We start from the raw sequence: 13,865 nt of genomic DNA, 5'->3' as shown, positions 1-13,865 counted from the left end.
GAAATAGTGGCAAAAAAAGTACTGATAGTTGATGACTCTGCGCTTGTTAGAAAACAATTAACCGAGATAATATCAACATTAGAATATGAGATTGATATTGCCAAAAATGGACAAGAGGCTGTAGATAAGGCGACTAAAACTCAATATGATGTAATTACTATGGATATAAATATGCCAGTTATGGATGGATTAGAAGCAGTAAGACAAATAATGAAAAAACAACCATCAGCGATACTAATGGTTAGTTCTTTAACTACAGAAAATGCCAGTATAACAATGGATGCACTTGACTTAGGTGCCATAGATTATATTCCAAAACCTGGAACTATGAATGTCGGAAAAATTGAAAACCGTGAAGAAATTTTACAAAAAGTCAAATCTCTTAGCCGAATACCAAAAAGAAGACTTCAAAGACAGTTATCAAGACCTGCTCAAAGAGAGAGAAAAGTAGTAGCAAAAAAGCTTGAGCAGACAACAGACTCTAGAGATATCCAAAAGGTAGTTCTAATAGGGTCTTCAACTGGTGGACCTGGGCTAATAGAACAAATTTGTTCTTCTTTACCGCAAAACTTCAAGCACCCTGTCTGTATTGTTCAACACATGCCAGAGCAATTCACAAAGACATTCGCAGCAAGACTTGATCGTTCTTGTGTTTTAAATGTTATAGAGAGTGCTCATAATATGGAGTTATTACCTGGAAATGTTTATGTGGCTCGTGGTGGAGTTCACATGAATTTTTCTAAAAAAACATCAGGAAAAGTAGTCATAAGAGAAGATGAAAATAAGGGTAATAACTTTTTTCAACCAAGTGCTAATGATATGATGCATAGTGCACTAAGCGTTTTTAATGGCCCTGATATAATAGGCGTTATTCTAACTGGGATTGGTGATGACGGTGCAGATGCAATGGTTGAGCTAAAGAAAGCCGGTGCATATACTCTAGGTGAGAGTGAAGAGAGTGCTACAGTCTATGGAATGCCAAAAGAAGCATATGAACGTGGTGGTGTGTCTGAGCAGTTGGATTTTCCAAATATTTTGAAAAAGATAGTTACACTAAAGTAAAGGGGATAAACTTATGGCTTTGATTAAAAACCATGTAAAGCAAGATATTGAAGATTTACAAACATTCTCAACTCTTGAAGAAGCAGTAGCGTATTTTGAATCAAGTGAAAATCAAGATAACAGAGATTATGCCATAGAGGAGATCGCGAAGTTTGATGGAGCGGGAGATTATCTTGTTTCTTGCATCAAAAGAGAGAATCTAGACAAGAATTCTTTAACTAAGATAGCTGCTGCCATATCAAACATGGACCCTGAAATCGCGCCGATAGAAGCTATTATGGAACTATTAAAAGTTGATAATGCCTATGTGAGAAATTTAGGGATATCTATACTTAGGGATTTTGGAGATGCTATTAAATATTATATAGTTAAATTTCTTATAGGTGATGACAGGGATTTGAGAATCTTTGCTATTAATGTTTTAGGTGATGTAGATTTTGCAGAGTCTAGAGATATGTTGGTTGAACTTTTAGAAGATGAAGAAGATATAAACGTTGCAATGACAGCAGTAGATTATATGGGTGAGATAGGAGAAGAAGAAGATATAGAACTCTTAGAATCTTTAAAGTCGAGGTTTAACGGTGAATTTTATGTTGAGTTTGCAGTTGATGGCGCAATAAAGATGATTAAGGGATAATGATGGCATATCTTTTATCTAAAGAGAATTTTTTAAAGATGAGTGAGTTTGTCTATAGAAAAAGTGGCATCTACTTGGAAGAAGAAAAGCATTATGAAAAGCTTGCTAAGTATATAGATTCTCGTGCTTCTACTTTAGAGCTGGATAGTTTTCGAAAGTACTTCTTTAAACTTCGTTTTGAAGATAAAGATGGAGAAGAGTTTCAAGCGTTGATGAATGGAGTTACAGTAAATGAGACATATTTTTATAGAGAAAAAGATCAGTTTGAAGCTTTAGTAAATAAAATTCTACCAGAGCTTCACAAGACTCTACCGGCTTCTAAAACTCTTAGAATCTTATCGTCACCATGTTCTACTGGCGAAGAGCCGTATTCTATGGTGCTTCATATTGTTGAAGAAGGCAAGGTTATAGAGGAGAGAGATATTGAGATAGTTGGTATTGATATTGACTCAACTGTTATAGAAAAAGCTAAAAAAGCCAAATATACAGAACGATCTGTTCACGCTATTCCAAAAGGTATTTTATCTAAATGGTTTAATAAAAAAAGTTTAGGTTATGAGCTTGGAGAAGATTTACAAGGTAGTGTTGATTTTCAAGTTGCAAATGTATTTGATAAGGTTCAGATGAGAAATCTTGGAAAGTTTGATGTGATTTTTTCAAGAAATATGCTCATTTATTTTGATGATGCATCTAGAAAAGAGGTAGCAATGACATTTTATGACATGCTAAACCCAGGTGGTTATGTTCTTTTAGGACATGCTGAGTATATGAGTAGGATAGTGTCTGTTTTTACGGCTAAAAAAATAGACAATACTTTAGTTTATCAAAAATAGGAGAAAAAAATGCCATTAGTAATATTTGTAGATGATAGTGAGACAGCTTTAGCGTCAACGAGAATGGTGACGAACTCTATGCCAATAGAAGTTAAGCAATATACAGAAGCACAAGTTGCTCTAGCAGAAATTCAGGCAGGTATGACACCTGATTTGATTATTACAGACCTTAACATGCCTGTAATGAATGGGTTTGAGTTCTTGGAAGCTTTAAGAAAAGTTCCTTCAACTAGCAGAACACCATGTCTTATGTTAACAACGGAGACAAAAGCAGAACTCAAACAAAAAGGCAAAGCTTTAGGACTTACTGGATGGATTGTAAAACCATTTAACCCAGCACAGTTAAAACAGGCTATAACAAGAGTATTAAGATTAGCGTAGTGGAGAAAAATATGAATATGTTATCTTCAATAAATGAACTGCTTTCGCATATAAAGAGGGTTGAAGAGGAGACTATACAGATGTCTCAAGACTCTATGCTAATGCTTAGTGCATTTATTGAGAAAAACTCTATAGAGTTAGATGAAAGTGCTGCAAAAGGATTGCAGTATCAAGATATTATTTCTCAGCAGTTAAGTGCAACTATTGAGGCTATAGACAGTGTTCAAATAGCTATAGATGTTTTTGAAAATGCCTATGATTCAGATGAGAAGATAGCAAGTGAGAGTATTGAAAAACTACATGTTAAACTATCAAAAACTCTGCAAATTGCACAAGATAGACGAGATGCATTTTCTGGTAAACTTGGCCATGAAGATGAAACTGATGAGATAGAATTTTTTTAGGAGATATTATGCCAACTATTATGGTCGTGGATGATTCAAAAACAGTAAGAAATTATCATGGAGCTATTATTAAGTCTCAAGGACTTGATATTATAGAAGCAGAAAATGGTATGGAAGCATTAGAGAAGAGTCTAGATGCAAAGATAGATCTGTATTTAGTAGATGTTAATATGCCCATAATGGATGGCTACTCTTTTATAAGTGATTTGCGTAAGCAACCTAATCATAAAAATGTTCCGGTGATTATGGTTACAACTCAGGCAAAACTAGAAGATAAAATTTCCGCTTATAAAGTTGGTGCAAATCTATTTGAAACAAAGCCAATCAAACCTGATCTGCTTCAGGCATATATAGATATTTTAGTTAAGAGTTAGGGAGGAAGTTATGGATCCATTATTAGAACAGTTTTTAAACGAAGCTAGAGAAAACTTAGCATTTATAGAGCAAAATATTGAAGATATTGGTGGTGCTGATCCTGAACTTTTAAATTCAGTATTTCGAGCAGCTCACACTTTAAAAGGTGGTAGCGGCATAGTTGGGTTTGATAGTGTAAGAGATATAACCCACCATGCTGAAGATTTGCTGGACATGCTTAGAGACGGTAGAATAGCGTTTGCTGATGGTATGACAGAAGCACTTTTTGACGCTTTTGATGAAGTTCTTAACTTAATTGAAGCTGCTGAAGAGACACAAGGCATAGTAGAAGCTGATGAAGATACACTTAAAAAAATCATTACATCACTGAGTGAGCAGATGGGTAAAGATGCTGAGGCAGTAGCTAGTTGGGAAGTAGGTTTTTTACTAGTTGAAGATGCTGCATCAGTAGTTAATATGCCTTTAAATACTCTGCGTGAATGTTCATCACAAACAATAGCTTTTAAAAATACAGACCTTGATGAAGAGTTTTGCGCAAATGAAAACTTTTATGCAGTTGTCTTTGATATAGATGAATCATGTATGGTTTATGGAAATGATCCAATTTACACACTATCTCTTTTGGGTGATAAAGTTCTTGGTGTTTACTCTTGTATGAGTGATGATAATGCAAAATCAGTACTAAGCGGTACAGAAGATGAAGATGGTTTACTGCTGAGAGTTCAACTAACAGCATTTATAAAAGCTACTTTTGAAGAGATTGAAGATGCACTATTTAACTTTATAGATGAACTTCAATTTTTACCTTTAGATATATCAACCCTTCTTTCTATCAATGTCGGAGAGAGCGGACACAAGATAGACTCGTTAAAAGAGCTAAATAATATAGCTGAAGATTTAGACTTAGCAGCAATTGTTGAAGAAGTAAAACGTTCAATGGCTTTAGTTGGAAATGATACACTTCAATATGCGCAACTTCAAAGATTTATAGATATTAGCGGCTTGATAGCTGATTATGACACAACAAAGCTTTGTAGTTTTTTTAATAACCTTTATCGTGGTGAAGTATATACACCAGATGAAAATATTGAATTAACAGACGCTCTAGAAGATGTTTCAATAACAGAAGATAATATTGAAGAAGAGATTGAGGCTGAACTTGAAGCACAAGCTTCAGAAGAAGAATCAGAAGTGCTAGAACTTTCTGAATCTAATAAAACTATAGAATTAACTGAAGATATAGTGAAAACAATTAAAAATATATCAGAGCAACAGTTATTGGCAGTTGATTATATTAAGAGTGATGATGATTTACAACGCGTAAAAATGATGATGGATAAAATCAGGAAATTTGTGCCTGAGATGCCAGAAGATTTTAAAACAAAAGATGAGATAAAAGTTTTTTTACAATCACAAGTAGGCAGTTCTACAGAAAAAATAGAACCAGAAGAAATGGATATAGAAACTGTAATTGATTATGAAGTAGAAGATACAGAAGAAGTATTCACTCAAGAATTTGTTGCCTCTGAATCTATAAAAAAAGTAGAGAGTAAAAAAGTTGAAACTCATAAGACAGTAGTTGGTAAAACTGTTAAGATAGATCAAGAGTCTATAGATAGTCTAATGAATGTCGTAGGTGAGTTGCTTGTTGCTAAAAACTCTCTTCCATACCTAGCTGATAATGTTGTTGGAATGACTCACGAGACTATAAAAAGAGAGATTATGGATAAGTATATTTTCATAAACCGTCTCTCTGAGCAACTTCAAGATTTAATCATGGGCATGAGAATGCTACCTATCTCCTATGTATTTGACAGATATCCTAAACTTGTTCGTGATATCTCTAAAAAACTTGGTAAAAAAGTTAAGTTGGAGATGTATGGTGGGGAGACAAAGCTAGATAAAAACATGATTGAGATGCTGGCTGATCCAATGATTCATATTATGAGAAACTCGCTAGATCATGGTGTAGAAATGCCAGATGTCAGAGAGCAAAAAGGTAAAAATTCCAGTGGTAATGTTACACTTAAGGCTTTTGCACAATCAGATAAAATTATTATTGAGATACAAGATGATGGTGCTGGCATAAATGTAGATAGGGTAGCTGGTAAAGTTCTAGAAAAAGGACTTATGACTCCTGAGCAGATAGATGCGCTGAGTGAAGATGAAATGGCTGAGTTAGTTTTACTTCCAGGTTTGTCAACGGCAGAAGAGATAACAGAGTTTAGTGGACGTGGCGTTGGAATGGATGTTGTTAAAAAGTCTATAGAGGGATTTGGTGGCAGTATCGGAATTAAAACTAAACCAAACCAAGGAACTCTTATTACTTTATCTATTCCTATGTCTTTGGCCGTGACATCTCTTCTTCATATTCAGATGAACGATATTCACTATGGACTTCCAATGGATAGTGTAAGTGAAACTGTTAAAATTTATCGTTCTGAGATTGAATATCTTCATAATGAGCCATTTGTTTACATAAGAGGTGAGGTGATTCCACTTCTGTTTATTAAATCAATGTTAAATGAAAAGGTAGTGGAAGATGAGCCGCTTTCTATCGTTGTTCTAAATATTAAAAACAATCTTTTGGCAGTCGTAGTTAATAAGTTTTTAGGACAGTTAGATGTAGTTCAAAAACCTCTAGTTGGAATCTTGGAAAAGCATCCTCTATTTAGTGGTACTGCACTACTTGGTAATGGGCAGATTATAATGGCTATTGATCCTATTGGTCTTTTAGGTATTTCACAGAAATTAAAAGAATATATTGCTGTAGCATAGAGAGGGTTTAGGTATGATTGATTTAATTGTTTTTAATGTTGGAAGTAGTCATTACGCTTTAAATATTGAAAATATACAGAGAATTATTCAAATAGTTAAATTGACTGAGATACCAAATGCTCATGATTTAATAGATGGAATGATCTCTTATGAGGGCAGTGTGATAAAAGTTTTAAACTTTCGCAAAATTATAGGGCTTCCTCCACACAAAGATGAAAATAAAAGTGTTGAAGATTCTTCACTGAAACTTCTGTTTTATGAAAATGGTTCTGCGCGCTTCGCTATTAAAGTGGACTCTATTGATGACATAGCGCATGTAAAAGATTCACAGATTATGAATAGTGATGAAAAACAGAATATAAGTGAGTTTTTAGAACTCTCAGGTGTTTTAGATTTAGATGGTGTTTTAATTAATGTTATTAAAACTTTAAAATTACCAAGTTAGATTTTATATCAGGAGTATATAATGGCAATAACATATGAAGAAAATAGAGCTACATTCGCATCTGTGATTTATGAAGATGAAGTAGTATCTTTTAGAGATTTTTTACAAGGTTGTGCTGGAGATGAAGTAATATTTAACTTCAGTGAATGTGAAGATGTCCACTTGGCAGTTTTACAACTTATCATGGCATATAAGAAAAACTATGCTGTCTCTTATGAATTTGGAGATAGTAAAAAACTTTTTCAACAGGTTTTAGAAGGATTTGACACTAGTGAAAACCATTGTAATTAGTAATCGTAAAGGTGGATCTGCTAAAACAACAACTGCTGTAAATATAGCAAGTGCTTTAGCAAAACATGGATCTGTTTTACTTCTGGATTTTGACACGCAAGGTCATGCATGCATAGGTGTTGGATGCGAACCTAGTGAAGATCTTGGAGTACACTCTATTTTTACAGGACATACTCTCAGTGAGACTTTTATTCCCACAGTCCACGATAATCTAACTCTCTCTCCTGCTCTAGCTTTTTTTGATGTTTATGAGTATTCAGATTTAAGAGGTGTGTTAAAAAGCCGTTTTAAAAGAGAAAGTATTGCTGAATTTTTTGACTACTGTGTGATAGATACCCCACCAACGTTTGATGCACTGCTAAAGAATTCTTTAGAAGTTGCAGACGCAGTTGTCATACCTTTTGTGCCACACCATTTAGGTGTAGTAGCTGTTGGTCAAATGTTGCGTGCTGTTTACCAGAGTGCATCTCTGCTTGGACGTGAAATTGCTGATGTGTCTATATTGCCAGTTATGTATAATCCGCATATTAATGAGCATAGAGAATCTCTCGATAAGGTAAAAACATCTTTTGGAGCGGAAAAACTACTCTCTCCTATAGGTGTTGATATAAAATTGGCTCGCCAGTTTGAATCTGGATCACCAATAGTCTTAGACGAGAAAAGATCTAAAGGTATGAAAGATTATAATCAGTGTGTAAAAGAGTTGCTAGAGAGGATATCGTAATGAAAATATTAATAGTTGATGATAATGTGAACAACCGTATGATATTAAAACTTCTTCTTGAAGATTATGGAGAAGATCATAATACGAAGTTTATTATTGATGAAGCCAGTGATGGATTAGAAGCTGTACAAAAGTCTAAAGACAATGCTTTTGATATTATTTTGATGGACATCATGATGCCAAATATGGATGGTATTGAAGCTACTAAAATTATTAGAGAAACTAACTTATCGGTAATGATTATTGCTGTTTCTGCGGTTGATGACAGTGACAGAAAAAAAGAGATATTAAATATTGGTGCTGAAGATTATATTTCTAAACCTGTGAATGCAGATATTTTCACAAGTAGAATAGAAAGCTATATCACTCTAATAGAAGCCAGAGGGCATGAAAAAATAAATACAAGAACTATGAATATATTTACAAATGAAATATATTCTAGGCACACAAACTTTATCATAAAATCAGAAGATTCACTATCAGAGTTTTGGGAGTTTTTCCTTTTAAGTGCAACTAAGAAAAATGAATCTTTAAGTGATGTTGTTCGTACTATATTTAGTATAGCAGAGTTACAAGTAAAACTATCAATTGAAAGTGGCATCTATATTGAAGAATCAGATAAATATCAATACTTTACTCTAACAAGAATAGACAAGTTACCTAAAAATCTTGCAGAATTAATTCTAAAGAAAAACAAACTTGAATGTAAATATAAAATTGATAATACAAAAATATCTTTTGAACTTTCTAAAGTATATGAAAAAGATGAAATAGAACTACATAAGAAGCCTGCTGTAACTCCTGTTGTTATAGAAAATGTTGATGATTTAATCGCATCTCCAGTAGAATATGTATCGCAGGAGTTAGTTGTCTTTGACTATATTGATGGGGATGATCTTTATGATTTAGAAGAGTATTCAACAAAACTTGCTTCGTTGATGCTTGTAGTTGGCAGTGGTGATATAACAGAAGATGAAGTGGTGGCAATATATGGTTATTTAGAAAAACTAGGCTCTATTTTATCTACATATGGCGAAGTATATGTGATTTCAAAAGCACTTACAGCTTTAGCATATGATATGTCTGAGCACTCAAAAGAATTTATTGAAAACTCTTCAGACTTAGGAGCAATGTGTAAAGCTTTTAGCAATGATATGTCAACATGGATTCAAATGTCTTTTCATAGAGGTGCTCCAAGTGCAGATTTTATGAATGATACCATTGTAGTAAATTGTGAAACTATAAGCGGAATGCTTAAGATGAATGATAATACTAATGAATCTCTAGATGATTTAGATGATATATTTGATTTTTAGATAGGAATAGATTATGTACAAAGTCAGAGTAGAGAATGTCTGCAGATGTTTTTTAAAAAGTGGGATGGCGGAAAATTTAGAATTTGAAACACAAGAAAAAGCCAAAGAAGAGGCTCAGATGATGATTGAAAAAATGAACTCAAGCTTTTGTCAAAAGCATGAATTTTCTCTGAATGAGCAGTTTGGAGACTATACTATCTATATCAAGGCTAGAACCTAGAGAAATATCTCTATAGCTCTAGCCAGATCTTCAGGTGTATCTATCCCAAAACCTGTACTTGCAACTTTTATCATAGTTATCTTTTTTTGATGGTAAATAGCACGAAGTTGTTCTAGTCCTTCTATATCCTCAATTGGTGCATCGCTTAGATTACAAAACTCTTTTAGACTTTTTTTACTAAATCCATAGATTCCAATATGCCCAAAGTATGTAGCTCTTCCACTGCGATTATAAGGGATAAGTGATCTTGAGAAGTAAATTGCATTATCTTCATCGTCTAAAACAACTTTAACAAGGTTTGGATCCTTAGCTGACTCTGCATTAATGGCGTTGTAACAACTGCCCATTATAAATTTTTCATTTTTTTCTTGAAGAGATTTTAGTTTTAAAATAAGAGATTCAACGACTTCAGTCTCTATAAAAGGCTCATCTGCCTGAACATTGATAATGATTTCTTCATCGCTAACATTTAGTATAGTTGCACACTCATTTATACGATCAGTACCACTTTTATGAGTTGTTGATGTAAGCATAGCTTCTATGCCATGTTCCCTACATATCTTGATGATACTTTCGTCATCTGCTGCTACAACAACTCTATCTAGATGCTCTACTCTTTTTGCAGTTCGAACAACCATAGGCAGACCACCAATATCAGCCAAAACTTTTTTTGGAAATCTTGTAGATGCCAAACGTGCTGGAATAATTATCATTTAAAACCTTTAAGCTATAATACCAAAATTATATCTAAAATATTTTCAAGGTACTCTATATGCTCCTTTATCAGCCACAAGAAGGTTACTGCTATAACAGCGATTCAGTCTTTTTGTATGATTTTATAGACTCGTTTAATCCAAAAGGCAGAGTTCTAGATGTTGGTGCGGGTTGCGGCATTGTAGGGCTTTTGGTTGCTCGTGATAACCCAAAGGTTAAACTTGAAGCAGTTGAAAAACAAGAGGCATTTGTAGAGTATGCTACCATTAATTCTAGAGTTAATAAAATAGACTATAAAATACATAAAAATGATTTTGTAGAGCTTGATGAAAATATAAAATACGACTATATAATATCTAATCCTCCGTTTTATTATGACAAGGTATCTGTAAGTAAAAATGAGATGTTATTTAATGCAAGGTATAATATCAATTTACCTTTAAGAGCATTTTTTAAGAAGGTCTCAAGAGTGTTAAATCCGAGATCTCATTTTATCTTTTGTTATGATGCATCTCAGTTTGGACTTATCTGTGCTGAACTTGATCGTGTTAAATTAAGAGTAGTGGATGTACGGTTTGTTCATCCAAAAGTAGATAGAGGAGCTTCACTAGTTATGTTGCATGTTAGAAATGGCTCTTCATCACTTATGAAAGTACACAAACCATTGATTAGTTTTGATGGTAGTGAGTTTTCAGAGGAAGCTAAGCGTATATATAAAAAAGCTTCAACACAGAGCATTAAATGTCATCTGTAATGAAAGAAGATGGCTTTAACTATGCCTTTGACAGTTCTGCTTGTTCAACTTGCGGTGGAAGATGCTGCACAGGTGAAAGCGGATATATATATGTAACTAAGAATGAAATAGAAAATATTAGTGAATTATTAGAACTAGATATTAGAGATTTTGTAAATAAGTACCTTTTTAAAAAAGGCTATAAGTATTCTATAAAAGAGATAAAGTATAATGACTCTCATGAGTGCATATTTTATGATAGAGAGATAAACGGATGTAAAGTTTACGCGGCACGTCCTTCTCAATGTATAACATTCCCTTTTTGGGATTATTATAAGCAAAGAGTGGACGAGTTACGGGAAGAATGCCCTGGAATAATAGGAAATGAGAATGTATAAAATACTTTTACCTCTGTTTTTAGCACTACTGATTAGTGGATGTTTTTCTAATACAGGGTCTCTAAAACCAAATGAAAAAGCTTTTGAAGAAGAAGATGCATATATACTCTTTGCTCTAAGAGCTGAGGAGTTAAAAGACTATAATTCTGCTTCTGTTTTATTTAATGCCCTTTATGAAAAATCAAATAAAAAAGAGTACCTTTATAAATCACTTCAAGATGATTTGGCAGCACATAACAACGCTCAAGTAGTTTCTAGAGTAGATAGTGTGACAGAAGGTAAAATGGATGATTTTAAACTAGTGCGACTAAAAGTTGTTGCTCTGATTGGAGATCAAAAATATGAAGATGCTAGAGTGTTATCCTTAGCCTTGGTTGAGCGAACAAAAGAAGTAAATGATTATGTTTTAGTAAGTGAAATATATGTAAAACAAAAAAAGTATGATACAGCTCTTAAGTATTTAGAAAGCGCTTATACTAGGGACTATAATGAAAAAATATTAGATAGAATGTCAATAATTCTATATGTAAATTTACAAAGAAACAAAGAAGCTATTGCACAACTGGAAACTCATGCAAGAATGCACGGATGTTCTAAAGTTATATGTACGAGACTTATAGGATTTTACTCAAATGAAAATGATGTAGATGGTCTTTTGTCTATTTATCTAAGAATGTATGAATTAGAAAAAAGTGATGATGTAGCAAAAAAAATAGTTCAAATTTATGCGTATCAAAAAGAGTATATTAAACTAATGAGCTTTTTACAAAAGAGTGGAAGTGATGATGAACTTCTGCTTCAAGTATATATAAATGCTAAAAATTATAAACAAGCATCTGCCTTGGCAACTAAACTTTACTATGAAACTGGTGATATTAATCATCTAGGTCAAAGTGCGATTTTTGAGTATGAGAGTTATAAAAATAGAGACGACAAGAAGATGCAAAACTCAGTGATTAAGAAGTTGAAAAAAGTAGTAAGCGTTGAAAAAAAACCACTCTATTTAAACTATCTTGGTTATCTTCTTATAGATCATTCTATAGATGTAAAAGCAGGTATGAATTATGTTAGAGAAGCTTTGAAAATAGACCCAAAGTCTGCTTTTTATCTTGACTCACTTGCTTGGGGATATTATAGACTTGGAGAATGCAACAAGGCCAATAAGATTATTTCTGAAGTTAAAAAGTTAGATGGTGGAGATGATCCAGAAGTTTTAATACATGTTGAAGCTATAAAAAAATGTAAAAATAAAAAGGTTAAGGGTAAAAAGAAAAAATGATTTTAGATGATATTATAAAAAAAACAAAAGAAGATTTAGTAAAAAGAGAAAAAGAGTTCTCCCTAGATTGGCTTGGTCGCTCACTGGCTTTTAATGCAAGAGTTCCAAGAGATGTATTTCCATATTTAAAAGCTACAGAGGAAGATCCGTATAGAATAATTGCAGAAGTGAAAAAAGCTTCTCCTTCTAAGGGTGTTATCCGTGAAAATTTTGATCCGCTAGCAATTGCTCAAGCATATGAAAGAGGAGGAGCTAGTGCTATATCTATACTTACAGAACCTCATTTTTTTCAAGGTTCCCTAGACTATCTTGGTGGGATTAGAAGATATGTTGGAATTCCACTTTTAAGAAAAGATTTTATAGTTTCAAAATATCAGATTTTAGAAGCTATGGTTCATGGGGCTGATTTTATTCTTTTAATAGCAACTGCCCTTAGCAAGAAAGAGTTAAAAGAGCTTTTAGCATACACAAGACACCTTGGAATGGAAGCATTAGTTGAAGTTCACGATAAATCAGACTTAATTAAAGCAATATATGCTGGAAGTGATATCATAGGTATTAACCATAGGAACCTACAAACTTTTGAGATGAATATGAATCTTTCATATGAATTGATACCAATGATTCCAAATGGCAAAATTATCGTTGCAGAGAGTGGTATATATGAGCACGGGCAGTTAGAAGATCTGAGTAAAGCTGGAGTAGATGCTTTTCTTGTTGGCGAATCTTTAATGCGTCAAGACGATGAAGAAGCAGCTTTACGTAAATTAAAGTTTGGTTGAGAAACTACTTGCTATGCAAGTAGTTCTTTAACACACTCATTTATCCTTTTTCCATCAGCTTTAGCAGATAACTCTTTTGAAGCGATTCCCATAACTTTTCCCATATCTTTAATAGTTGAAGCGCCAACTTTTGTGATTATATCTTTAAGTGCAGAAGATAGTTCATCATCACTTAGTTGAGCAGGAAGATATGGCATATATGTAGCAATCTCATAAAGTTCTATTTGCATTAAATCATCACGGCCTGCATCTCTATACTGAGATGCAGAGTCATTTCTCTTTTTTACTTGAGTTTGAATAATTTTTATAACATCTTCATCATTTAACTCTTTTCTTTCATCAACTTCAACCTGTTTAAAAGCACTAGTAAGAAGACGAAGAGCATCTCTAGTTTTTGTATCTTTAGCTTTCATCGCATCTTTCACATGCTGATTGATTGTTTCTCTTAGAGTCATAAATATCCTTTGGAACTATTTTTGCTAGTATTATATCT

At 33.3% G+C, this 13,865-nt stretch carries 18 protein-coding genes; 16 read left to right on the top strand and 2 right to left on the bottom strand.

Features of this window, described 5'->3' with window-relative positions; translation table 11 throughout:
* Positions 1 to 6 precede the first annotated feature (6 nt).
* Genes SMGD1_RS01875 through SMGD1_RS01820 form a run of 12 tightly spaced genes read left to right on the top strand, consistent with a single transcriptional unit; the run spans position 7 to position 9,466 of the window.
* Positions 7 to 1,062, top strand: a complete 1,056-nt coding sequence (locus SMGD1_RS01875) for a protein-glutamate methylesterase/protein-glutamine glutaminase (protein WP_008339967.1) — start codon at positions 7 to 9, stop codon at positions 1,060 to 1,062.
* Between the two features lie 13 nt (positions 1,063 to 1,075).
* Positions 1,076 to 1,699, top strand: a complete 624-nt coding sequence (locus tag SMGD1_RS01870) for a HEAT repeat domain-containing protein (protein WP_008340036.1) — start codon at positions 1,076 to 1,078, stop codon at positions 1,697 to 1,699.
* 2 nt (positions 1,700 to 1,701) lie between these two features.
* On the top strand, positions 1,702 to 2,532 hold the full coding sequence (locus SMGD1_RS01865) for a CheR family methyltransferase (RefSeq protein WP_008339930.1): 831 nt from the start codon (positions 1,702 to 1,704) through the stop codon (positions 2,530 to 2,532).
* A gap of 9 nt (positions 2,533 to 2,541) precedes the next feature.
* On the top strand, positions 2,542 to 2,913 hold the full coding sequence (locus tag SMGD1_RS01860; protein WP_008340077.1) for a response regulator: 372 nt from the start codon (positions 2,542 to 2,544) through the stop codon (positions 2,911 to 2,913).
* A gap of 11 nt (positions 2,914 to 2,924) precedes the next feature.
* Positions 2,925 to 3,317, top strand: coding sequence for a hypothetical protein (locus SMGD1_RS01855; protein WP_008339971.1), 393 nt, complete (start codon positions 2,925 to 2,927; stop codon positions 3,315 to 3,317).
* 8 nt (positions 3,318 to 3,325) lie between these two features.
* Positions 3,326 to 3,691 (top strand): response regulator, encoded by a 366-nt coding sequence (locus tag SMGD1_RS01850; RefSeq protein ID WP_008340083.1) that lies wholly within the window; start codon positions 3,326 to 3,328, stop codon positions 3,689 to 3,691.
* A 10-nt stretch (positions 3,692 to 3,701) separates the two neighbouring features.
* Entirely contained in the window at positions 3,702 to 6,470 is a 2,769-nt protein-coding gene (locus SMGD1_RS01845; RefSeq protein WP_008340030.1) for a chemotaxis protein CheA, read from the top strand.
* Between the two features lie 13 nt (positions 6,471 to 6,483).
* The gene (locus SMGD1_RS01840; RefSeq protein ID WP_008340064.1) at positions 6,484 to 6,915 is read left to right on the top strand and encodes a chemotaxis protein CheW; all 432 of its coding nucleotides are present in this window, start codon (positions 6,484 to 6,486) and stop codon (positions 6,913 to 6,915) included.
* A 21-nt stretch (positions 6,916 to 6,936) separates the two neighbouring features.
* Positions 6,937 to 7,206, top strand: coding sequence for a hypothetical protein (locus SMGD1_RS01835; protein WP_008340031.1), 270 nt, complete (start codon positions 6,937 to 6,939; stop codon positions 7,204 to 7,206).
* Positions 7,187 to 7,930 carry a ParA family protein gene (locus SMGD1_RS01830; protein WP_008340028.1) on the top strand — a complete coding sequence of 248 codons (744 nt, stop codon included), beginning with the start codon at positions 7,187 to 7,189 and terminating at the stop codon, positions 7,928 to 7,930. Before SMGD1_RS01835 ends, SMGD1_RS01830 begins: the two co-directional genes overlap by 20 nt.
* Positions 7,930 to 9,246 (top strand): response regulator, encoded by a 1,317-nt coding sequence (locus SMGD1_RS01825; protein WP_008339953.1) that lies wholly within the window; start codon positions 7,930 to 7,932, stop codon positions 9,244 to 9,246. Before SMGD1_RS01830 ends, SMGD1_RS01825 begins: the two co-directional genes overlap by 1 nt.
* 13 nt (positions 9,247 to 9,259) lie before the next feature.
* Entirely contained in the window at positions 9,260 to 9,466 is a 207-nt protein-coding gene (locus SMGD1_RS01820) for a hypothetical protein (protein ID WP_008340467.1), read from the top strand.
* Here SMGD1_RS01820 and kdsB read toward each other — a convergent pair.
* Entirely contained in the window at positions 9,463 to 10,179 is a 717-nt protein-coding gene (gene kdsB, locus SMGD1_RS01815) for a 3-deoxy-manno-octulosonate cytidylyltransferase (protein WP_008340001.1), read from the bottom strand. The two genes, SMGD1_RS01820 and kdsB, sit on opposite strands and share 4 nt — an antisense overlap.
* 59 nt (positions 10,180 to 10,238) lie before the next feature.
* Between kdsB and SMGD1_RS01810 the strand changes: the two genes are divergently transcribed.
* The 4 genes from SMGD1_RS01810 to trpC are packed head-to-tail and all read left to right on the top strand — an operon-like array spanning position 10,239 to position 13,372.
* On the top strand, positions 10,239 to 10,934 hold the full coding sequence (locus tag SMGD1_RS01810; RefSeq protein ID WP_008340101.1) for a tRNA1(Val) (adenine(37)-N6)-methyltransferase: 696 nt from the start codon (positions 10,239 to 10,241) through the stop codon (positions 10,932 to 10,934).
* A complete protein-coding gene (locus SMGD1_RS01805) occupies positions 10,922 to 11,311 on the top strand; it encodes a YkgJ family cysteine cluster protein (protein ID WP_008340466.1) in 390 nt (129 codons plus the stop codon). The genes SMGD1_RS01810 and SMGD1_RS01805 overlap by 13 nt, the downstream gene beginning before the upstream one ends.
* Positions 11,304 to 12,590, top strand: a complete 1,287-nt coding sequence (locus SMGD1_RS01800; protein WP_008340062.1) for a tetratricopeptide repeat protein — start codon at positions 11,304 to 11,306, stop codon at positions 12,588 to 12,590. Before SMGD1_RS01805 ends, SMGD1_RS01800 begins: the two co-directional genes overlap by 8 nt.
* Positions 12,587 to 13,372 (top strand): indole-3-glycerol phosphate synthase TrpC, encoded by a 786-nt coding sequence (trpC, locus tag SMGD1_RS01795; protein WP_008340099.1) that lies wholly within the window; start codon positions 12,587 to 12,589, stop codon positions 13,370 to 13,372. Before SMGD1_RS01800 ends, trpC begins: the two co-directional genes overlap by 4 nt.
* An 11-nt stretch (positions 13,373 to 13,383) precedes the next feature.
* Here trpC and SMGD1_RS01790 read toward each other — a convergent pair whose 3' ends face one another.
* Positions 13,384 to 13,827 (bottom strand): GatB/YqeY domain-containing protein, encoded by a 444-nt coding sequence (locus SMGD1_RS01790; RefSeq protein WP_008339944.1) that lies wholly within the window; start codon positions 13,825 to 13,827, stop codon positions 13,384 to 13,386.
* Between the last annotated feature and the right edge of the window lie 38 nt (positions 13,828 to 13,865).

It is taken from the genome of Sulfurimonas gotlandica GD1 (assembly GCF_000242915.1).
Taxonomy (GTDB): domain Bacteria; phylum Campylobacterota; class Campylobacteria; order Campylobacterales; family Sulfurimonadaceae; genus Sulfurimonas; species Sulfurimonas gotlandica.
The sequence above is the reverse complement of the archived record's forward strand: the minus strand, read 5'-3'. Positions and strand labels throughout refer to the sequence as shown.